Origin of the sequence: Streptomyces durmitorensis, assembly GCF_023498005.1 — a bacterium.
In the GTDB taxonomy this organism is placed as follows: Bacteria; Actinomycetota; Actinomycetes; order Streptomycetales; family Streptomycetaceae; genus Streptomyces; species Streptomyces durmitorensis.
Genome location: NZ_CP097289.1, coordinates 4,531,595 through 4,551,958 on the forward strand (window position 1 = coordinate 4,531,595; position 20,364 = coordinate 4,551,958).

A 20,364-nucleotide genomic window follows, 5' to 3' on the forward strand; every position below is an offset into this window, starting at 1 on the left:
TTGCTTCCCAGCAAATGATCGCGACCGCAGACTGACCCCGAAAGCAGTAATGCCCCAAAAGCGTTGACGATGGTCGGTGGTCCCGAGGCAATTGACTGGGGCAATGATCCACAAAAGATCCACAAAGAAAAAAGGCCCTGCTCCCGGATCGGGAGCAAGACCTTCGTACCGCGGTCGAGCCGGGGAGAGAGCCCTCGCAGGGTCAGAGAAGCGGCGCCGGGGTCGTCGGCCACGTCATGCGGATCAGACCGCCGCCCTCGCCCGCGGTGACCTCCACGTCGTCCACGAGCCCGCTGATGACGGCGAGACCCATCTCGTCCTCGCCCTCGGCGTCCAGCTCGTCGCCCGCACCGGGCCCCGCGCCAGCTGCCCGGTCGCCGGGAGTCGCGTGGGGGGCGTCGTCGCCGACCTCGATGGAGAACTGCTTCTCGTCCTCGATCAGGGCGACCCGCACCGGCGTCGCGACACCGTTGCTCTGATGCAGCCCCACGGCGCGCGTGCAGGCCTCGCCGACCGCGAGTCTGACCTCGTCGAGAACGGCCTCGTCCACTCCGGCCCTGCGCGCGACCGCCGCCGCCACGAGCCGGGCGGTCCTGACGTGCTCGGGCAGCGCGCTGAAGCGGAGTTCAACGGTGGCCATGCATCCCCCTCGGACATACGCGCGTGCTGTCAGAGGGCCGGGCCGAGGGCCCGGGCCCCTGCTGTTCTGCCACCCCCGGGCCGGACAAGCAGCCGACCCGGGGCATCCGGCTCTCAGTCGGTGGCCGCGACCGCTTCCTCGACCGAGGTGTGAATGGGGAACACCTTGGTCAGGCCGGTGATGCGGAAGATCTTCAAAATGCGCTCCTGGTTGCAGACCAGGCGCAGCGAGCCCTCATGGGCACGCACCCGCTTCAGGCCGCCGACCAGCACGCCGAGTCCGGTGGAGTCGAGGAAATCCACGCCCTCCATGTCGACGACCAGGTGGAAACTGCCGTCGTTCACCAACTCGACCAACTGTTCGCGCAACTTGGGCGCGGTATAAACGTCGATTTCTCCACCGACCTCGACGACCGTACGATCGCCGACGGTACGGGTCGACAGGGACAGGTCCACGGATCCTCCAGCACCTTGCTATCGAGCGGTCATCCCTTGGGACACCTCGGCAGAGCCCCCGGGACGGATCGCCAGCCGCGATGGCATTCAATCACTTACCGGCAGGCGTGCACGACGCCTTGGGACCATTGTCCATCCCGCCAGTGACACACTCGGTGCCGATGGCCAACTTTTCTCCACCGGGCGGACCCTCCTCGGGCGCCCCGGTACGCACGTCTCCACGGGCGGTCCTGGACCGGCTGACCGCGGGGCCGAGCCGTGCTTCGCGCGTCACTCATACGGAGCACTTGCCCCCGCGCGAGGCACGATATGCAGTCTGGCCTGATCGCATCCGTTCGGAGGTCGTATCCGCGGTCCAGGCGGCCGGGATCGAGCACCCCTGGACCCACCAGGCGCTCGCCGCCGAGCACGCCCTGGACGGCGAGTCGGTCATCGTGGCCACCGGAACCGCTTCGGGAAAGTCGCTGGCCTATCTCACCCCCGTCCTCTCGGCCCTCCTGGACGGCTCCGAGGCCCCCAACGGCCGCGGCGCGACCGCGCTGTACCTCGCCCCCACGAAGGCCCTGGCCGCCGACCAGCGCCGCGCGGTGCGCGAACTCGCGGCGCCCCTGGGCAACGCGATCCGCCCCGCCGTGTACGACGGCGACACCCCCGTCGAAGAACGCGAATGGGTACGTCAGTACGCCAACTACGTCCTGACCAACCCCGACATGCTGCACCGCGGGATACTCCCGTCCCACCCCCGCTGGTCCTCCTTCCTGCGCGCCCTGCGCTATGTCGTCATCGACGAGTGCCACACCTACCGCGGCGTCTTCGGCTCCCACGTCGCCCAGGTCCTGCGCCGCCTGCGCCGCCTCTGCGCCCGCTACGGCTCCGATCCCGTCTTCCTCCTCGCCTCCGCCACCTCCGCCGATCCTGCCGTCTCCGCGGAACGCCTCATCGGACTTCCCGTGAAGGAGGTCGCCGACGACGCCTCGCCCCGCGGCGACCTCGTCTTCGCTCTCTGGGAACCCCCGCTCACCGAACTCCACGGCGAGAAGGGCGCCCCCGTCCGCCGCACCGCCACCGCCGAGACGGCCGACCTCCTTACCGACCTGACCGTGCAGGGTGTGCGCTCGGTCGCCTTCGTACGCTCCCGGCGCGGCGCCGAGCTGATCGCGGTGATCGCCCAGGAACACCTCGCCGAGGTCGACCGCTCCCTCGCCCGCCGCGTGGCCGCCTACCGTGGCGGATATCTCCCCGAGGAACGCCGCGCCCTGGAGCGTGCCCTGCACTCCGGCGAACTCCTCGGCCTCGCGGCCACCACCGCCCTCGAACTCGGCGTCGACGTCTCCGGGCTGGACGCCGTGATCATCTCCGGCTATCCCGGCACCCGTGCCTCGCTCTGGCAGCAGGCGGGCCGCGCCGGGCGCTCCGGGCAGGGCGCGCTGGCCGTCCTGGTCGCCCGCGACGACCCGCTGGACACGTATCTCGTCCACCACCCCGAAGCGCTGTTCCAGCAGCCGGTGGAGTCGACGGTCCTGGACCCCGACAACCCGTACGTCCTCGCGCCCCACCTCTGCGCGGCCGCCGCGGAACTGCCGCTCACGGACGAAGACTTGACCCTCTTCGGCCCCGCCACCGAGGAGCTGATCCCGCAGCTGGAGGCCGCGAAGCTGCTGCGCCGCCGCACGAAGGCCTGGCACTGGACCCGCAGGGAGCGGGCCGCGGACCTGACCGACATCCGCGGCGAGGGCGGCAAGCCCGTCCAGATCGTCGAGGAGGGCACGGGCAGGCTGCTCGGCACCGTCGACGCGTCCGCCGCGCACACCGCCGTCCACGAGGGCGCGGTCCACCTCCACCAGGGCCGTACGTATCTCGTGCGCCGTCTTGACCTGGAGGACTCGGTCGCCCTGGTCGAGGAGGCAGGGCCGCCGTACTCCACGACCGCCCGCGACACCACGGCCATCTCCATCCTGGAGACGGACACCGAGATCCCCTGGGGCTCCGGCCGCCTCTGCTACGGCTCCGTCGAAGTCACCAACCAGGTCGTCTCCTTCCTGCGCCGCAAGCTCATTACCGGCGAGGTCCTCGGCGAGACGAAGCTGGACCTGCCGCCCCGCACCCTGCGCACCCGCGCGGTCTGGTGGACGGTCACCGAGGACCAACTGGACGCCGCCCGCGTCAATCCGGAGATCCTCGGCGGCGCCCTGCACGCCGCCGAGCACGCCTCCATCGGCATGCTGCCGCTCTTCGCGACCTGCGACCGCTGGGACATCGGCGGTGTCTCCGTGCCGCTGCATCCGGACACGCTCCTGCCGACCGTCTTCGTGTACGACGGCCACCCGGGCGGCGCGGGCTTCGCCGAGCGGGCCTTCCACACGGCCCGCGAGTGGCTGACCGCCACCCGCCAGGCCATCGCCTCCTGCGAGTGCGAGGCCGGCTGCCCGTCCTGCATCCAGTCCCCGAAGTGCGGCAACGGCAACGACCCCCTGCACAAACGCGGCGCCGTCCGCCTCCTGTCCACCCTGCTCAAGGACGCACCCGCCCCCTGAGCGGCATCTGCCGACCGGCGGCGCGATGCCGTCACCTGTCCGACCCGGGGCTAAGCGCCCCGCCCGCACCTCAGACTTCCGCCCAGCAGGCGCCACAGGGGGGCCAGGCAGCCCTCCAGAGGCTCGCGCTGACCGCACGGCCGCCCGCCCCCCGGCGTGCGTCACAGCCCCCGCTGCCGGCGCCTGGGCAACCGGGCGTGCCGGGCCAGCCGGTGCCGCCGGACCCGCCCGACCCGCCGCACTCGCCGCACTCGCCCCGCTCGCCGGACCCGCCGGACCCGCCGGACCCGCCGGACCCGCCCGGGATCTCACCTCCGTCACGAACGGGCCGAAGTCCGCCGCCGCGGTGACGTCCGAGACCTCGCCGTGCACCGCGCACCGCGCGAGGCGCGTCCCCTGGGCCTCGGCCACCCAGGCGGCCTTGGCGCACGCCCCGGAACGCCCCTCCGTCCAGTGGTCAGCGGCCGCAAGCGCCGCCAAGTCGGCCGCACCGCCCGCTCGATGGCGGGCGACGATCACCTGGCCCATCGCGAGGACCGCGCCGCAGACCACGCACAGCACGGCCATCACGACGACGACCCACACCGTGGCGGCTCCCCGGTCCGACGCGGTCCCCGCGGTCCGGAATCCGCCCCGCCCCCTCACGCGCCCACCCCCACCGTCTCCTCAGCCAACGCCACCGCCTCCGACCGCACCCGCAGCCCGAGCCCAAGTGCTCCGGGCCCCGGCGAGTCCGCCGCGACCTCCACCCGCACCAGGTCTCCGTCCCGCCGCACGGCCACCGACGCACCACGCGGCGCCGCCTGCCGAGCCGCCGCCACGGCCGCGCTCTCGGGGTCCTGCCGGGCCATCGCACGCGCCCCGGCCCGCGCCGCGTCCACGCACTGGATCTGCGCGGACGCGGCCAGCAACACCCAGACCAACGCCATCGTGAACAGCACGAGCGTGGGCAGCACCACGGCCGCCTCAGCCGTCACGAACCCCTGGTCCCCGTGGCGGCCCCGGCCGCCACGCGCCCGCTCAGAACTGGACATCGAGCGCCTTCTCCACGACCGCCTGCAGCGCCGCCCTGACCTGCCCGCTCGTCACCACCTTGTAGAGCAGTCCGGCAAACCCCACCGCCGCGATGAGACCCATCGCGTACTCCGAAGTGACCATCCCCGTGTCCCTCCGCACCGCACGCGCCCTGCACCGCAACGCCCGCGCACACAGCTGTCCCCACATCTCAACCCCCATGGAATTTCGTTCCGTTCAGATCACGGCAGCCACGCCTCACGAAGCCACCGTCCAACCACTCGGCCGTCGCACGACCCGGCCGTCGAGCCAATCGGTCACCGACCCGCTCAGATGCCGCTCAGCAACCCACCCGCCAGGCCGATCACCACAGGCAGCACCCCGACCGCGATGAACGCGGGCAAGAAGCACAGCCCCACCGGCACTGTCATCAGCACGCCGGCCCTGCGCGCCGCAGCCGTCGCCGCACGGCTCCGTTCCGCGCGGCACTCTGCAGCGAGGCGTGCCACCGGTTCCGCCGCCGGAGCCCCCGACTCCCCCGCCCGCTCCAGCAGGCGGGCCAGCGCCCCCGCGCCCGGTATCGCGCCCAACCTCCGCCACGCGTCGGCTGGTTCACCCCCGAGCCGCACCTCCGCGGCTCCCTGCGCGAGCCGCTCCCCGACCGGCCCCTTCAGCGCGTCACCGACAGCCTGGGCGGCCACGACAGGACCCGCGCCCGCAGCGACACATGCCGCCAACAGATCGGCCGCCAAAGGCAGTTGCCGAGCCGCCTCCGCGGTGTCGAACTCCGCGACACGGACGTCACGCCCACGCCACCAGCGCCACACCCCGTACCCGGCACCCAACCCCACCAGGAACCCCGGAACACCGCCCACCAGAACCCACCCGGCACTCACGGCCCCGGCCACCGCAGGCCACCCCGGCCCCACGCCCCGCCACCGCAACCACCGCCTCGACACACCACCCGGCGGCCGCTCCACCACCCCCAGCACGCCCTCCGAGCGCCCCCGCACCGCACGCTCCCGCCGCGCCGCAAGGACCGCGGACACCAGCCACAGCACGGCCACCGCACCCCACACGGCCACCCCCAGCTCGTGGACAACGACGCTCATCGCTCCTCCGCCCCCCGCACGATCCGCAGCGCCCACCACACGCCGGCGCCCTCCAACACCCCGCCCACCGCCAGACATCCGAGCCCCGGACCCGTATGCAGCAACACCCGCAGCGGCGCCGCACCGAGCGCGCTCCCCATGAGCAGCCCGAGGACCGGCAGACCCGCGAGCATCACCGCCGTCGACCGCGCACCGGCCAACTGGGCCCGCAGATCGCCGCGTTGATCCCGCTCCGCCCGCAGCGCGCCCTCCAGCCGTTCGAGCCCCGCCGCGAGCCCGGCGCCGCGGTCCACCGCCACCCGCCAGCACGCCGCGAGCCCCAGCAGCCCCTGCGCCCCCGGCTCCCGCGCCGCCGCCTCAAGCGCCCCCGGCACATCCCCGCCGAACCGCGCCGCCGCAAGGACCCCGGCCCGCGCCTCCCCGAGCCAGGCCCCGGCCCCGGCCCCGGCATCAGCAAGCCCGAGGTCACCACCAGCCGCAGCCCTCAACGCCTCCCCCGGCTGCCGTCCCGCCCGCACCTCCCCCGCGAGCGCCCCGCACAAGGCGATCACCGCGGCGGCCCGGCGCTCCCCTTCGAGCCGCGCGTCCCTGGCCCGCCGCACGCGCCGTATCAGCGGCACCCCTGCCGCCCCCAGGACCAGCGGCACGATCGAATCCCCGAGCAGCGCGACCGCCGCCCCGCCTGCCAGAGCCCACCACTCGTGCCGCACCCGACCGGTGGCGCGGGCCATCGCCCGCCGCCACGCCGCATCCCCCGGACCGGCCTCGCCACCGCCCGCGAGCACCGCCCGCGCCCGGCGCAGCCCGCGGTCCCGACCGACCGTCAGCCAGGCCGCGCTCCCCGCGCACACGGCCGCCGCCACCCCCACCGCACTCATCCCCCACCACTCCAACCGCCGCCTGCCAGAAGCGAGTCGAGCCGCTCCCCACCCCGCTCCCGGACGAACTCCTTCTCGCCCCACCGCAGCGCCGGCACCGTCACCACAAGGCCGGACGGATCGCACTCCAGGACATGCACCTCGGCGATCCGCCGCCGCCCCGTCCGGTCCCGTGCGAGATGGATCACCACCGACAGCGCGGCCGCCAACTGGCTGTGCAGTGCGGCGCGGTCGAGCCCGGCTGCCGTCCCCAGCGCCTCCAGGCGGGCCGGCACGTCCCCCGCGGCGTTCGCATGGACCGTGCCGCAACCTCCCTCATGGCCCGTGTTCAGAGCGGCCAGGAGATGGACCACCTCCGCGCCCCGCACCTCGCCGACGACCAGCCGGTCGGGACGCATGCGCAGTGCCTGCCGCACCAGGTCGTCCAGGCCGACGCGGCCTGCTCCTTCCTGGTTCGCGGGCCTGGCTTCGAGTCGCACCACGTGCGGGTGATCGGGGCGCAGCTCCGCCGAGTCCTCGGCGAGCACGATCCGCTCACCCGGCCCGACGAGGCCGAGGAGCGCGCTCAGGAGCGTCGTCTTGCCCGAACCCGTCCCGCCACTGATCAAGTACGAGAGCCTGGCGTCGAGCAGGGCCCGCAGCACCCGGTCCCCGCCCGGCGGCACCGTCCCCGCCGCGGTCAGTTCCGCGAGGGTGAAGGCCCGGGGGCGTACGACACGCAAGGAGAGGCAGGTCGAGCCGACGGCGACCGGGGGCAGCACCGCGTGGAGCCGGGTCCCGTCCGGGAGCCGTGCGTCCACCCAGGGCCTGGCGTCGTCGAGCCTGCGTCCGGCCACGGCCGCGAGCCGCTGTGCGAGCCGCCGCACCGCCGCCGCGTCCTTGAAGGACACCCCGGTCAGCTCCAGGCCCCCGCCTCGGTCCACCCACACCCGGTCGGGCGCCGACACCAGCACATCGGTCACCGAGTCGTCCGCGAGCAGTGTCTCCAGCGGGCCCGCGCCCACCAGCTCCGAGCGCAGCTGTGCCGCCGCGCCCAGGACTTCCGCGGCGCCGAGCACCCTGCCCTGGGCCCGCAGCGCCTCGGCCACGCGGGCCGGGGTCGGTTCCGTGCCGCTCTCCGCGAGCCACTGGCGCACCCCGTCCAGCATCTTGGCCCCGACGACGGCGCTCATGAGCCGCCTCCCGTGGCATCGACCGGAACGCGCTCCCAGAAGGCCGTGCAGAACCGGGCGAGTGGCCCCCGCGCGGCGCCGCCCGGCGGCATCCCCGCGGCCATCGCGCCCGGCAGACCCGCCTCCCGTGGCAGCTCACCGACGAGCGGCAGCCCGAGCAGTCGCGCGACCTCCTCCGCGTCGAAGCCGCCGAGGCCGTCGAGTCCGCCGCCCCCGGCGCGGCCTGTGCCGCCGCTGCCGACCACCACCCGCAGATCCCGCAGCACCATGCCCACCGCCGACGCGACCCGTCGGGCCCCCGCCACCGCGCGCAGCTCCGCAGGCACCACCAGGAGCCCCAGATCCACCTGGGCCAGCGCCTCGGCCACTCCTTCGTCCACGCGGCGCGGCAGATCCACGACCACCACCCCGCCCCGCCTGCGGGCGGCGGCGATCACCGCCCGCATGGCCTCGGGCGGGATGACCACCGCATCGCCCCGGTCCCAGCTCAGGACCCGCAGGGCATGCAGCTCGGGCAGCGACTCCTCCAGCGCGCCCCCGCCGACCCGGCCCCTGGACTGGGCGAAGGCGGGCCAGCGGAGCCCGTCGGCCGCCTCGCCTCCGAGCAGCACGTCGAGCCCGCCGCCCAGCGGGTCGGCGTCCACCAGCATCGTGCGCCGTCCCGCGCGGGCCGCCGTGACGGCAAGCGCGCACGCGAGCGTCGAGGCACCGGCCCCGCCGCTCCCGCCGATCACTCCCACCGTGAGCGCGGGCCGCCCCACGCCCTCGGCGACATCGGCGATGCGGTCCACCAGCCATCGTTCGCCGTCGGGCAGGACCAGCACATGATCGGCGCCGATCTCCACCGCGCGCTGCCAGACCCCGGAGTCGTCCTGATCGCGCCCGACCAGCACGACCCCGCGCCTGCGCCCGGCTCCCCGCACCCGGTCCACCGCGTCGTCGCCGACGAGGACGAGCGGCGCCGCGTCCCAGCCGCCTCTGCCCTCCGGCACGCCGTGCCGCACCTCGGGCCGCGCCCCCGCGGCGGCGCACAGCCGCAGCAGGTCGTCCAGCAGGTCCTCATCTTCCGTGACGATCAGCGGTCCGCCCTGCCGTCCATCGGACGACGCCGACCCGTCACGCGTAATCACTCGAGCCACGATCCCCAGCCCCCTCTCACTGCAAGCCCGTTGAATGCCGCGTTCCACATGAGCGATGAGCCGGCCAAAGCAATCCGGCCATGAACTTCGCGTGTGGAACGAGCGGAATCAGCGTGCAGCGGTCCTGGATAACGTGTGGATCTTGGTCAATAACTGTGGACAAGGCGGGGGCTGTGAATATCCCCTTCACCCATACCGGTGACATCTCGGAGACTTCCGCAGAGCAGCCTGACGACTACGCACAGTCACGGATCTTGGACATGCGAAAAGATCGCCGAAACGGCCGCCACAAGGCGCCAGGCGATCGAATGAGGGTCGGAAGAGGCCCGGAAAACCCATCCGGACATGCGACGACCCCCGCCGGGGGGGAGAGCGGGGGTCGTCCCCACGGTCCGACTCGGGGGGGGAGGAGCCAGACCGGGTTAGCACGGTCGCGAACGATCCGTGACTTCCATGGTGTACCCGAGAGCCTTCTCAGGCAAACCCACGCGCCTCACCTTACGCCGAATGGTGGGCGCCTATGCTCGGGCTCGTGGAAAACCACTCCTTGCCTCGCACAGCTGCCTTCTTTGACCTGGACAAGACGGTCATTGCGAAGTCGAGCACTCTCACGTTCAGCAAGTCGTTCTACCAAGGCGGCCTGATCAACCGCAGAGCGGTACTGCGAACTGCATATGCACAGTTCGTCTTCCTCGCGGGCGGAGCCGATCACGACCAGATGGAGCGGATGCGTGAGTACCTGTCCGCGCTCTGCCGCGGATGGAACGTGCAGCAGGTCAAGGAAATCGTCGCCGAGACACTGCACGACCTGATCGACCCGATCATCTACGACGAGGCCGCGTCCCTCATCGAGGAGCACCACACCGCGGGACGGGACGTCGTCATCGTCTCCACGTCGGGCGCCGAGGTCGTCGAGCCGATCGGTGAACTCCTGGGCGCGGACCGGGTGGTGGCGACCCGGATGGTGGTCGGCGACGACGGCTGCTTCACCGGAGAGGTGGAGTACTACGCGTACGGCCCCACCAAGGCGGTCGCGATCAAGGAGCTCGCGGAGTCCGAGGGGTACGACCTCGACCGCTGCTACGCCTACAGCGACTCGGCGACCGACCTCCCCATGCTCGAGTCCGTGGGGCATCCGCACGCGGTCAACCCCGATCGCGCACTGCGCCGCGAGGCTCTCGCGCGCGGGTGGCCGATTCTCGACTTCCATCGCCCGGTCCCGCTCAAGGAACGGCGCCAGAAGCCGTCCCGGCCCGCGCTTGTCGCGGTGGCGGCGGTGGGTGCCGCGGCGGCCACGGCGGGGCTCGTGTGGTTCGTGAGTCGTCGCCGAACCTCGCGTGCCCGATTCACCCTTGTTTGAACCTAAAAGTAAAGAAGTAGTGCCAGCACTTCCGCTTACTCCAGGACAGGAGTACAAAGGAGTCAACGGCCCGCGAGACCAAGGACATCCGAGAGGATTACCTTTAAACGCAACCAAGGCCCCACGGACCGATGCATGAACATCGAGCACCCACGCGACGTCGACCCGTCGATTACGGGCCAGCCGCACCAGGTTACGGGCCAAGTTCCCGACCTGATGGGCAACCTTCGAGGACGCTTGGTAACACGGTGAACATGCCAGCGGCGGTACGAGTTCTCGTACCGCCGCAACCCTGTTCAGGGCCTCTCACCGACGCCCCGCGGGCCCCGAGCGAACGCCTCAGGCCGCGCCGCGCTGCATGGCCTCGCAGACCGCCGTCGACTCCCTGACCCCCAGTTCGACCGCACGCCCGCAGTGGGCGATCCAGGCGGCCATTCCTTCGGGCGTCCCGGACGCGTAGCCGTCGAGCGCCCCCACGTACGCCGCCCGCCCCTGTTCCGCGTGCCCCGCCTCGGCCGGGCAGACCGACTTCGGGTCGAGCCCGCTGCCCACCAGGACGATGCGCTCGGCGGCCCGCGCGACCAGACCGTTGTGCGAGCCGAAGGGACGCAGGCTGAGCAGCTCGCCGTGGACCACGGCGGCCGTCACGAGGGCCGGCGCCGAGCCGCCCGCGATGATCAGCTGCGAGAGGCCCTCCAGGCGGCCCGCCACCTCGTCGGAGTCCGGCACGTCCAGCTCGATCAGCGGCTCGTCGACCGGCTCACCCGCCAGGCGCGGCCGCCCCGCCGCCTCGTCGTTCTCCGCGGCGGCGACCAGGTGGAGGCGCGCGAGGACCCGGAGCGGCGACTGCCGCCAGATGGAGAGGAGTTGGCCGGCCTCCGCGGTCAGCCGCAGGGCCGCGCCGACCGTGCGGGCCTCGTCGTCGCCACTGAAGTCGCTGCGTCGGCGCACTTCTTCGAGCGCCCATTCGGCACCGGAGAGCGCCGCCGAGCCGCGCGCGCCGCGCAGCGCCGCCTCGGAGGTGATCTCGTTGCTGCGGCGCCGCATGATCCGGTGGCCGTAGACCCGGTCCACGGCCTTGCGCACGGAGTCCACGGAGTCGGCCACGCCGGGCAGTGCGCCCAGGGCCGCGAGCGGATCGGCTGTCGTACTCATGAGTACGACCCTACGCACCCCCGGCGCTCCCCCCACGAAGGAGTGGTCTTCTTCACGCCGCATCGATACGGCAGGTGACCGTGCGGCTACCCTTGGTGAACATGAAGATCGCTTTCGTAGGGAAGGGCGGCAGCGGCAAGACCACGCTGTCCTCGCTCTTCATCCGACACCTCGCCGCCACCGGAGCACCGGTCCTCGCGGTGGACGCCGACATCAACCAGCACCTGGGCCCCGCGCTCGGCCTCGACGAGGCGGTCGCCGCCGAGCTGCCCGCCATGGGCGCGCGCCTGCCCCTCATCAAGGACTACCTGCGGGGCTCCAATCCGCGGATCTCCTCCGCCGACACGATGATCAAGACGACGCCGCCCGGGGAGGGTTCGCGGATCCTGCGGGTGCGCGAGGACAACCCCGTGTACGACGCGTGCGCGCGGCCGGTGGAACTCGACGACGCAGCCGTGCGTTTGATGGTCACAGGGCCGTTCACCGAAGCCGACCTCGGTGTCGCCTGCTACCACTCCAAGACGGGGGCGGTGGAGCTGCTCCTGAACCACCTGGTCGACGGGCGCGACGAGTACGCGGTCGTCGACATGACCGCCGGTTCGGACTCCTTCGCGTCCGGCATGTTCACCCGCTTCGACATGACGTTCCTGGTGGCCGAGCCGACCCGGAAGGGGGTCTCCGTCTATCGCCAGTACAGGGAATACGCACGGGACTTCGGCATCGACCTCAAGGTCGTCGGCAACAAGGTGCAGGGCCAGGACGACATCGACTTCCTGCGCGAGCAGGTGGGCGACGACCTCCTGGTGACGGTCGGGCACTCGGACTGGGTGCGCGCCATGGAGAAGGGCCGCCCGCCCCGGTTCGAACTCCTGGAGGACGACAACCGCCGTTCCCTGCAAGCACTTCAGGACGCCGTCGACACCGCGTACGAACGCAGGGACTGGGACCGCTACACCCGCCAGATGGTCCACTTCCACCTGAAGAACGCGCAGAGCTGGGGCAACGAACGAACGGGTGCCGACCTGGCGGCCCAGGTCGACCCCGACTTCGTGCTGCGCGAGTCGCAGCCTCAGCGCGCCTGACGGCACGCCATCCGACGGACGGAGTCCGGCGCAGCACCCCGAAGCCCGCGAAGCGGTGCGAGGGGTGCAGAAGAAGGAATCTGCCTGGCGGCCCAGGTCGACCCCGACTTCGTGCTCGGTGAGCGGACCGTCGCTACGGCTTGACCGCCGGGGCGCCCGGTACGCCCTTCGGTGCCGGTGCGGGCTGGGCGGAGAGGTAGGACGCCCAGCCCTCCTTCGGGGCCTTGCCGAGCGGGAGTTTGGTCAGGCGCTCCACGGTCTGCGGGTCCTGGGCGTCGAGCCAGTCGGCGAGTTGCCTGAAGGAGACGCACCGCACGTCGCGCTTGGTGCAGACCGACTCGATCGTCTCCTCGATGGCGCGCATGTACGTGCCGCCGTTCCAGGACTCGAAGTGGTTGCCGATGATCAGCGGTGCGCGGTTGCCCTTGTAGGCGCGGTCGAAGCCCTGGAGCAGGCCGTCGCGCATCTGGTCGCCCCAGTACTCGTGCTTGCTCGGGTCGCCCTGCGACGTCGTGCCCGACTGGTTCACCATGAAGTTGTAGTCCATGGTGAGCGTCTCGAACTTGCGGCCGGGGACCGGGACCAGCTGCATCGACAGGTCCCAGAGGCCTTCCTTCTTCTTGGGCCAGACCTGGTTGTTGACGCCACTGGTGTCGTAGCGGAAGCCCAGTTCGCGGGCCGCCCGCATGAAGTTCTTCTGGCCTTCGAGGCAGGGCGTGCGGGCGCCGATGAGTTCCTTGTCGTAGTCGAAGGGCAGAGGCTGCGCCTTCTTCATGCCCGTGTTCGTCTTCCAGGCCTTCACGAAGGACTTGGCCTGGTTGATCTCGCTCTTCCAGTCGGCGACCGACCACTCGCCCACGCCGCGGCCCACGCCGCAGAAGTGGCCGTTGAAGTGGGTGCCGACCTCGTTGCCCTCGAGCCAGGCGCCGCGGAGCTGCTCCACGGTGTCCTTGATTCCCTTGCGGTCGTTGAAGCCGATGTCCGAGCTGCCGGCCAGGTGCTGCGGCGGGTCGTAGAGCTTCCGCTTGGCCTCGGGGAGCATGTACACGCCGCTGAGGAAGTACGTCATCGTGGCGTTGTTCCGCTTGGCCACCTTGCGGAAGTGCGAGAACAGCTTCTGGCTGTCCTCGCCTGCACCGTCCCAGGAGAAGACCACGAACTGGGGCGGCTTCTGGCCGGGTCTCAGTCGCTCGGGCTCGGGCAGGTGCGGCTGTCGGCCGGTGAAGGCGGTGGAGCCGTCACCGATCATGCGGACCGCGCTCTTGGGGGCCGGTGCGGGGGACGCCTTCTTGGCGCCGTGCGCGCCTTCCTTGGCGCCGGTGTCGCCGTTCGAGCAACCGGCCAGTACTGCGACGGATGCCACGAGGGCGGTGATGCCCGCGGCGATCCGCTGGATCCTCTGGGTGGCGGCCATCTTCCGCCCACCTGCTTCCTTCTAGTCGGCTTCGAGTCGGGATACCGGTGTCATTACGGCGTAATTGCCCGGAAATGACCGCCGGCGCCGCCAACGTCGCACGGAGGCATGTGTAAGAAGTTCCGACAAGCCGACGAATAGCTTTATTCACCCTTCGGGGTGATCTAGTGCCCCATTTGCCCCGCTTGTCTATCCGAGACCTTTACTCTCCATTACGATTCGTTTACCGAGAGTTGAGATATCCCGCCGCTGCAACGCCGTGACCCACGGCCGCGACCCGCCCTCCGGAGGCCTCCGGAGGACCCCTTGTCCCGCGACCGCGCTGCCCCGGAGGAGACGGGAAACCATGTCTGCCTGCGTCCCCACCCATGCCACCGACTCGGCCCACGCCTCACGCGACCACGAGCCCCACGCGCCGCCGCCCGGCAAGTTCCGCAAGTTCCGTAAGTTCCGCATCGCCGGCGCCGACGTCTCCGCGTCGATCGCCGTCTTCCTGATCGCCCTGCCGCTGTCCCTCGGCATCGCGCTCGCCACCGGGGCGCCGCTCCAGGCGGGCCTCGTCGCCGCCGCCGTCGGCGGCCTGGTCGTCGGATGGCTCGGCGGATCGCCGCTGCAGGTCAGCGGCCCCGCCGCGGGTCTCACGGTCGTCACCGCCGACCTCATCCACCAGTACGGCTGGCGGACCACCTGCGCCATCACCGTCCTCGCCGGAATCGCCCAACTCGGCCTCGGCTGCCTGCGCGTGGCCCGCTCGGCGCTCGCCGTCAGCCCCGCCGTCGTGCACGGCATGCTGGCCGGCATCGGCGTCACCATCGCCGTCGCCCAGCTGCACATCGTGCTCGGCGGCACCCCGCAGAGCTCCGTGCTCGACAACCTCCGCGCGCTGCCCGCCCAGTTGGCCGACGCGCAGCCGTCCGCGCTGTCGATCAGCGCGCTGACGCTCGCGGTGCTGCTGCTCTGGCCGCGGATCCCCGGCCGTACGGGCAGAGTCCTGCGCGTCGTGCCCGCGCCGCTCGTCTCCGTGGCCGCCGCGACGGCTGTCGCCGTGTTCGCCGGGCTGAGCGTGGCCAAGGTCGACCTGCCGTCATGGAGCAGTCACGCGCTGGCGGGCCTGCCCGAAGGGCCCGTGCTCGGGCTCATCGCCGCCGTCCTCACGACCACGCTCGTCTGCAGCGTGCAGTCACTGCTCGGCGCCGTCGCCGTGGACAAGCTCGTCTCCGGGCGGCGCGACGTGCTCCCCGGCGGCGGCCGCTCCGACCTCAACCGCGAACTGCTCGGCCAGGGCGCCGCCAACGCCGTCTCCGGAGTGCTCGGCGGGCTCCCCGTCGCCGGGGTCGCGGTGCGCAGCGTGGCCAACGTACGAGCCGGTGCCGTCAGCCGGAACTCCACGATGATGCACGGCGTTTGGGTAGTAGTGGCCGCCCTGCTGTTGGTCCCGCTCCTTGAGCTGATCCCGCTCGCCGCGCTCGCCGCCCTCGTGATGGCGGTCGGCATCCAGATGGTGAGCCTGAACCACATCCGCACCATCACCCGCCACCGCGAGATCCTCGTGTACGCCACGACGACGCTCGGCGTGGTCTTCCTCGGCGTGCTCGAAGGCGTGGCCATCGGTGTCGCCGTCGCCGTGGCCGTCGCGCTGCACCGCCTCGCCCGCACCCGCATCACGCACATCGAGGAGGACGGGGTCCACCACGTCCGTGTGCGCGGTCAGTTGACCTTCCTCGCCGTGCCGCGCCTCAGCAGGGCGCTGCACCTCGCCCCCCAAGGGGCCGCCATCATCGTCGAGTTGGACGGATCTTTCATGGATCACGCGGCGTACGAAGCGCTGCAGTGCTGGCAGGACGCGCACACCGCACAGGGCGGCACCGTCGAGGTGACCGGACGCGCGGGGACGCGGATCGCCGAGCCCGCGAGCGCATCACACTCGTGCTGCAGGCCCTGGACGGCCTGGCGCAACCACCACTGCGACCGCCCGCAGGAGACCCCGCAGGGCGAGGAGCGGCCCAGCGGGTATCAACTGGCAAGCGGCATCAGCGCGTTCCAGCGCAACACGGCCCCCCATGTACGGGGCGAGCTCGCCCGGCTCGCGCGTGAGGGGCAGCAGCCCTCGCAGCTCTTCCTGACCTGCGCCGACTCCCGGCTCGTCACCTCGATGATCACGTCGAGCGGCCCCGGCGACCTCTTCGTCGTACGCAATGTCGGCAATCTGGTCCCGCTGCCGGGCGCCGAGAGCGGGGACGACTCGGTGGCCGCCGCGATCGAGTACGCGGTGGACGTCCTGCAGGTGCGGTCCATCACCGTGTGCGGGCACTCCGGGTGCGGGGCGATGCAGGCCCTGCTCAACACCCCGCCCGGGGGCGCCCAGACGCCCCTGAAGCGGTGGCTGCGGCACGGGACGCCGAGCCTGGAGCGGATGGCCGCGCACCAGAAGGAGGGGTGGGCGCGGCTCGCCGGTCGGGCACCCGCCGACGCGGTCGAGCAGCTCTGCCTGACGAACGTGGTCCAGCAGCTGGAGCACCTGCGCGGGCACGAGTCCGTGGCGCGGCGGATGGCCGAGGGCTCCCTCGAACTGCATGGCATGTACTTCCATGTCGGCGAGGCGCAGGCCTATCTCCTGACCGAGAGTCAGGACGACGTATTCGACCAGGTGACACCGTCACCGCACGAAGGATCACCGCGCGAGGAGCCCCCCGCCCGAGTAAAGGTCTAAACCAATTTTCGGCAGGCTCTTGTCACCAGGGGTATACGTCTGATGAGCTGTGGCTTTGGACACAACGGACACCCTGGGAATGGGAGATGTCGTGAGCAACGAAAGCCTGGCCAACCTTCTTAAAGAAGAGCGAAGGTTCGCGCCGCCGGCCGACCTGGCGGCCAACGCCAACGTCACCGCGGAGGCGTATGAACAGGCCAAGGCTGACCGGCTCGGCTTCTGGGCCGAGCAGGCCCGCCGGCTGACCTGGGCCACCGAGCCGACCGAGACGCTGGACTGGTCGAACCCGCCGTTCGCCAAGTGGTTCGCCGACGGGAAGCTCAACGTCGCGTACAACTGCGTGGACCGTCACGTGGAGGCCGGAAACGGCGACCGCGTGGCGATCCACTTCGAGGGTGAGCCCGGCGACAGCCGGGCCATCACCTATGCCGAGCTGAAGGACGAGGTCAGCCGGGCCGCCAACGCGCTGACCGAGCTCGGGGTCCAGCAGGGCGACCGCGTCGCCGTCTACCTGCCGATGATCCCCGAGGCCGTCATCTCCATGCTGGCCTGCGCCCGCATCGGCGCCGCGCACTCCGTGGTCTTCGGCGGGTTCTCCGCCGACGCCATCGCCAAGCGCGTGGCGGACGCCGATGCCAAGGTCGTCATCACCTCCGACGGCGGCTACCGCCGGGGCAAGCCCGCCGCGCTGAAGCCCGCCGTCGACGACGCCGTCTCCCGCGAGGGCAGCTCCGTCGAGCACGTCCTGGTCGTGCGCCGCACCGGTCAGGACGTGGCGTGGACCGAGGGCCGCGACGTGTGGTGGCACGAGCTCACCGAGCGCCAGTCCGCCGAGCACACGCCCGAGGCCTTCGACGCCGAGAACCCGCTCTTCATCCTCTACACGTCGGGCACGACGGGTAAGCCCAAGGGCATCCTGCACACGTCCGGCGGCTATCTCACGCAGGCCGCGTACACCCACCACGCGGTCTTCGACCTCAAGCCGGAGACCGACGTCTACTGGTGCACGGCCGACATCGGCTGGGTCACCGGGCACTCGTACATCACGTACGGCCCGCTGGCGAACGGCGCGACGCAGGTCATGTACGAGGGCACGCCCGACACCCCGCACCAGGGGCGCTTCTGGGAGATCGTCCAGAAGTACGGCGTCACGATCCTCTACACCGCGCCGACCGCGATCCGGACGTTCATGAAGTGGGGCGACGACATCCCCGCGAAGTTCGACCTCTCCAGCCTGCGGGTCCTCGGCTCGGTCGGTGAGCCGATCAACCCCGAGGCCTGGATGTGGTACCGCAAGAACATCGGCGCCGACACGTGCCCCATCGTGGACACCTGGTGGCAGACCGAGACCGGCGCCATGATGATCTCGCCGCTGCCGGGCGTGACCGAGACCAAGCCGGGCAGCGCCCAGCGCGCCCTGCCGGGCATCTCCGCGACCGTCGTGGACGACGAGGCGCGCGAAGTGCCGGACGGCGGTGGCGGCTACCTCGTCCTGACCGAGCCGTGGCCCTCCATGCTGCGCACCATCTGGGGCGACGACCAGCGCTTCCTCGACACGTACTGGTCGCGCTTCGAAGGCAAGTACTTCGCCGGTGACGGCGCCAAGAAGGACGACGACGGCGACATCTGGCTCCTGGGCCGCGTGGACGACGTGATGCTCGTATCCGGGCACAACATCTCCACCACCGAGGTCGAGTCCGCGCTCGTCTCGCACCCCTCGGTCGCCGAGGCGGCCGTCGTGGGCGCCGCCGACGAGACCACCGGACAGGCCATCGTCGCCTTCGTGATCCTGCGCGGCACCGCCAACGCCGACGACGAAGGCCTCGTCGCCGACCTGCGCAACCACGTCGGCACCACCCTCGGCCCGATCGCCAAGCCCAAGCGGATCCTGCCGGTCGCCGAGCTGCCCAAGACCCGCTCCGGGAAGATCATGCGCCGCCTGCTGCGGGACGTCGCCGAGAACCGCGAGCTGGGTGACGTCACCACGCTCACGGACTCCTCCGTGATGGACCTGATCCAGACCAAGCTCCCCGCCGCACCCAGCGAGGACTAACCCAGCGAGGACTGGTCAGGCAGTCAGGCCCGAGCCAGAGAGGGGCATCCGGCACCGCGCCGGGTGCCCCTCTTGCGCATAAAGTGACGATCGCCGGATAGGTCCGGTCGCATGTTAGGTACGCTAAGGACCGCGTCAACATCGCGACAAGAGATCGCGACAAGAAGAACCTAGGTGCGCCGGGAAGTCTGGTCGGCAAGTGTTTTGTCCTGCCTACCGACCGGAGGTCGACCCCCGTGGCCGCGCCCGCACCCAGCAACAACAACCGCAAGGTCCTCGGACGGCTCTCGCTGCCCGAGCGGAACTTCGTCGCGAACGCGCTGCGCACCGAGACCGTCGGCGGTGTCCTGCTCCTCGTCGCCGCGGTCACCGCACTGATCTGGGCCAACACAGCCGGCGGGTCGTACGAGTCCGTGAGCGGCTTCCACCTGGGACCCAGCGCCCTCGGCCTCGACCTCTCCATCCAGCACTGGGCGGCCGACGGACTGCTCGCCGTCTTCTTCTTCGTCGCCGGCATCGAGCTCAAGCGTGAGCTCGTCGCGGGCGATCTGCGCGACCCCAAGGCCGCCGCCCTGCCCGTCGTCGCCGCGCTCTGCGGCATGGCCGTACCCGCTCTCGTGTACGTCCTGGTCAACACCGTCGGCGGCGGTTCCATGGACGGCTGGGCGGTGCCGACCGCCACGGACATCGCCTTCGCGCTCGCCGTCCTCGCGGTCATCGGCACCTCGCTGCCGTCCGCGCTGCGCGCCTTCCTGCTCACCCTCGCCGTCGTCGACGACCTCTTCGCGATCCTGATCATCGCGGTCTTCTTCACCAGCGACCTCAACTTCGCCGCCCTCGGCGGCGCGGTCCTCGGCCTCGCCGTCTTCTGGCTGCTGCTCCGCAAGGGCGTACGCGGCTGGTACGTCTATGTTCCGCTGGCCCTGGTCATCTGGGGGCTGATGTACAACAGCGGCATCCACGCCACCATCGCCGGTGTCGCGATGGGCCTGATGCTGCGCTGCAGCCGCCGCGAGGACGAGGAGCACTCGCCGGGCGAGCACATCGAGCACCTGGTGCGGCCTCTCTCCGCTGGTCTCGCGGTGCCGCTGTTCGCGCTGTTCAGCGCCGGTGTGATGGTGTCGGGCGGCGCGCTCGGGGACGTATTCAGCAAGCCGGAGACCCTCGGTGTGGTGCTCGGTCTCGTGGTCGGCAAGGCGGTCGGCATCTTCGGCGGCACCTGGCTGGCGGCGCGGTTCACGAAGGCCGAGCTCAACGACGAGCTCGCCTGGCCCGACGTGTTCGCGGTCGCATCCCTGGCCGGCATCGGCTTCACCGTCTCGCTCCTGATCGGCGAACTCGCCTTCACCGGGGACCCGCTGCTCACCGACGAGATCAAGGCAGCCGTCCTGATGGGGTCTCTCATCGCGGCCGTGCTCTCCGGGATCCTGCTGAAGATGCGCAACGCCCGCTACCGCGCGCTGTACGACGCCGAGGAGCGCGACGACGACCTCGACGGCATCCCCGATGTGTACGAACAGGACAAGCCGGAGTACCACCTGCGGATGGCCGCGATCTATGAGAAGAAGGCGGCCGAACACCGCAGGCTTGCCGAAGTGTCGGCCGGGGCACGCGCCGATGACGACGGTCCGGCATGATCTGAGCAG

At 71.3% G+C, this 20,364-nt stretch carries 16 protein-coding genes and 1 pseudogene; 6 read left to right on the forward strand and 11 right to left on the reverse strand.

Features of this window, described 5'->3' with window-relative positions; all coding sequences use genetic code 11:
• Positions 1-202: 202 nt before the first annotated feature.
• Both M4V62_RS20295 and bldG read right to left on the reverse strand, forming a co-directional pair.
• Positions 203-640 (reverse strand): ATP-binding protein, encoded by a 438-nt coding sequence (locus M4V62_RS20295; protein ID WP_249588665.1) that lies wholly within the window; start codon positions 638-640, stop codon positions 203-205.
• 113 nt (positions 641-753) lie between these two features.
• On the reverse strand, positions 754-1,095 hold the full coding sequence (gene bldG / locus M4V62_RS20300) for an anti-sigma factor antagonist BldG (RefSeq protein WP_003975386.1): 342 nt from the start codon (positions 1,093-1,095) through the stop codon (positions 754-756).
• An 80-nt stretch (positions 1,096-1,175) separates the two neighbouring features.
• Here bldG and M4V62_RS20305 point away from each other — a divergent pair, with 80 nt between their 5' ends.
• Entirely contained in the window at positions 1,176-3,629 is a 2,454-nt protein-coding gene (locus M4V62_RS20305; protein ID WP_249588666.1) for a DEAD/DEAH box helicase, read from the forward strand.
• Positions 3,630-3,932: 303 nt separating this feature from the next.
• Here M4V62_RS20305 and M4V62_RS20310 read toward each other — a convergent pair.
• From M4V62_RS20310 to ssd, 7 genes and pseudogenes are all read right to left on the reverse strand, one after another.
• A pseudogene (locus M4V62_RS20310) lies at positions 3,933-4,274 on the reverse strand (Rv3654c family TadE-like protein); the annotation flags it as partial.
• The gene (locus tag M4V62_RS20315) at positions 4,271-4,663 is read right to left on the reverse strand and encodes a TadE family type IV pilus minor pilin (protein ID WP_249588667.1); all 393 of its coding nucleotides are present in this window, start codon (positions 4,661-4,663) and stop codon (positions 4,271-4,273) included. The pseudogene M4V62_RS20310 and the gene M4V62_RS20315, both read right to left, overlap by 4 nt.
• On the reverse strand, positions 4,650-4,865 hold the full coding sequence (locus tag M4V62_RS20320; protein WP_249588668.1) for a DUF4244 domain-containing protein: 216 nt from the start codon (positions 4,863-4,865) through the stop codon (positions 4,650-4,652). The genes M4V62_RS20315 and M4V62_RS20320 overlap by 14 nt, the downstream gene beginning before the upstream one ends.
• A gap of 107 nt (positions 4,866-4,972) precedes the next feature.
• A complete protein-coding gene (locus M4V62_RS20325; RefSeq protein WP_249588669.1) occupies positions 4,973-5,755 on the reverse strand; it encodes a type II secretion system F family protein in 783 nt (260 codons plus the stop codon).
• Positions 5,752-6,633, reverse strand: a complete 882-nt coding sequence (locus tag M4V62_RS20330; RefSeq protein WP_249588670.1) for a type II secretion system F family protein — start codon at positions 6,631-6,633, stop codon at positions 5,752-5,754. Before M4V62_RS20330 ends, M4V62_RS20325 begins: the two co-directional genes overlap by 4 nt.
• Entirely contained in the window at positions 6,630-7,805 is a 1,176-nt protein-coding gene (locus M4V62_RS20335) for a TadA family conjugal transfer-associated ATPase (RefSeq protein WP_249588671.1), read from the reverse strand. Before M4V62_RS20335 ends, M4V62_RS20330 begins: the two co-directional genes overlap by 4 nt.
• A complete protein-coding gene (gene ssd, locus M4V62_RS20340) occupies positions 7,802-8,944 on the reverse strand; it encodes a septum site-determining protein Ssd (protein ID WP_249588672.1) in 1,143 nt (380 codons plus the stop codon). The genes M4V62_RS20335 and ssd overlap by 4 nt, the downstream gene beginning before the upstream one ends.
• Before the next feature lie 520 nt (positions 8,945-9,464).
• Here ssd and M4V62_RS20345 point away from each other — a divergent pair.
• Positions 9,465-10,304, forward strand: a complete 840-nt coding sequence (locus M4V62_RS20345; RefSeq protein ID WP_249588673.1) for an HAD family hydrolase — start codon at positions 9,465-9,467, stop codon at positions 10,302-10,304.
• Between the two features lie 339 nt (positions 10,305-10,643).
• On the opposite strand, the gene M4V62_RS20350 is transcribed toward M4V62_RS20345, so the two are convergent.
• Positions 10,644-11,459, reverse strand: coding sequence for a Fic family protein (locus tag M4V62_RS20350; RefSeq protein ID WP_249588674.1), 816 nt, complete (start codon positions 11,457-11,459; stop codon positions 10,644-10,646).
• A 101-nt stretch (positions 11,460-11,560) separates the two neighbouring features.
• Here M4V62_RS20350 and M4V62_RS20355 point away from each other — a divergent pair, with 101 nt between their 5' ends.
• Positions 11,561-12,541: an ATP-binding protein gene (locus M4V62_RS20355; protein WP_249588675.1), complete on the forward strand. Its 981-nt coding sequence runs from the start codon at positions 11,561-11,563 to the stop codon at positions 12,539-12,541.
• A gap of 133 nt (positions 12,542-12,674) precedes the next feature.
• Here M4V62_RS20355 and M4V62_RS20360 read toward each other — a convergent pair whose 3' ends face one another.
• Entirely contained in the window at positions 12,675-13,955 is a 1,281-nt protein-coding gene (locus M4V62_RS20360) for a polysaccharide deacetylase family protein (protein WP_249588676.1), read from the reverse strand.
• A 346-nt stretch (positions 13,956-14,301) separates the two neighbouring features.
• Here M4V62_RS20360 and M4V62_RS20365 point away from each other — a divergent pair, with 346 nt between their 5' ends.
• From M4V62_RS20365 to nhaA, 3 genes are all read left to right on the forward strand, one after another.
• Positions 14,302-16,665: a bifunctional SulP family inorganic anion transporter/carbonic anhydrase gene (locus M4V62_RS20365; RefSeq protein ID WP_249588677.1), complete on the forward strand. Its 2,364-nt coding sequence runs from the start codon at positions 14,302-14,304 to the stop codon at positions 16,663-16,665.
• 49 nt (positions 16,666-16,714) lie between these two features.
• Positions 16,715-18,718, forward strand: coding sequence for an acetate--CoA ligase (gene acs, locus M4V62_RS20370; RefSeq protein WP_249588678.1), 2,004 nt, complete (start codon positions 16,715-16,717; stop codon positions 18,716-18,718).
• A 236-nt stretch (positions 18,719-18,954) separates the two neighbouring features.
• Positions 18,955-20,355, forward strand: coding sequence for a Na+/H+ antiporter NhaA (nhaA, locus tag M4V62_RS20375; protein ID WP_249588679.1), 1,401 nt, complete (start codon positions 18,955-18,957; stop codon positions 20,353-20,355).
• Positions 20,356-20,364 lie beyond the last annotated feature (9 nt).

What these genes read in the sequence shown, in the direction of transcription:
- M4V62_RS20325 (WP_249588669.1), bottom strand. Translation starts at nt 5,755, where the DNA reads ATGAGCGTCGTTGTCCACGAGCTGGGGGTGGCCGTGTGGGGTGCGGTG.
- M4V62_RS20330 (WP_249588670.1), bottom strand. Translation starts at nt 6,633, where the DNA reads ATGAGTGCGGTGGGGGTGGCGGCGGCCGTGTGCGCGGGGAGCGCGGCC.
- M4V62_RS20305 (WP_249588666.1), top strand. Translation starts at nt 1,176, where the DNA reads ATGGCATTCAATCACTTACCGGCAGGCGTGCACGACGCCTTGGGACCA.
- M4V62_RS20320 (WP_249588668.1), bottom strand. Translation starts at nt 4,865, where the DNA reads ATGGGGGTTGAGATGTGGGGACAGCTGTGTGCGCGGGCGTTGCGGTGC.
- M4V62_RS20360 (WP_249588676.1), bottom strand. Translation starts at nt 13,955, where the DNA reads ATGGCCGCCACCCAGAGGATCCAGCGGATCGCCGCGGGCATCACCGCC.
- M4V62_RS20350 (WP_249588674.1), bottom strand. Translation starts at nt 11,459, where the DNA reads ATGAGTACGACAGCCGATCCGCTCGCGGCCCTGGGCGCACTGCCCGGC.
- M4V62_RS20345 (WP_249588673.1), top strand. Translation starts at nt 9,465, where the DNA reads ATGCTCGGGCTCGTGGAAAACCACTCCTTGCCTCGCACAGCTGCCTTC.
- M4V62_RS20315 (WP_249588667.1), bottom strand. Translation starts at nt 4,663, where the DNA reads ATGTCCAGTTCTGAGCGGGCGCGTGGCGGCCGGGGCCGCCACGGGGAC.
- M4V62_RS20365 (WP_249588677.1), top strand. Translation starts at nt 14,302, where the DNA reads ATGTCTGCCTGCGTCCCCACCCATGCCACCGACTCGGCCCACGCCTCA.
- M4V62_RS20295 (WP_249588665.1), bottom strand. Translation starts at nt 640, where the DNA reads ATGGCCACCGTTGAACTCCGCTTCAGCGCGCTGCCCGAGCACGTCAGG.
- M4V62_RS20335 (WP_249588671.1), bottom strand. Translation starts at nt 7,805, where the DNA reads ATGAGCGCCGTCGTCGGGGCCAAGATGCTGGACGGGGTGCGCCAGTGG.
- M4V62_RS20355 (WP_249588675.1), top strand. Translation starts at nt 11,561, where the DNA reads ATGAAGATCGCTTTCGTAGGGAAGGGCGGCAGCGGCAAGACCACGCTG.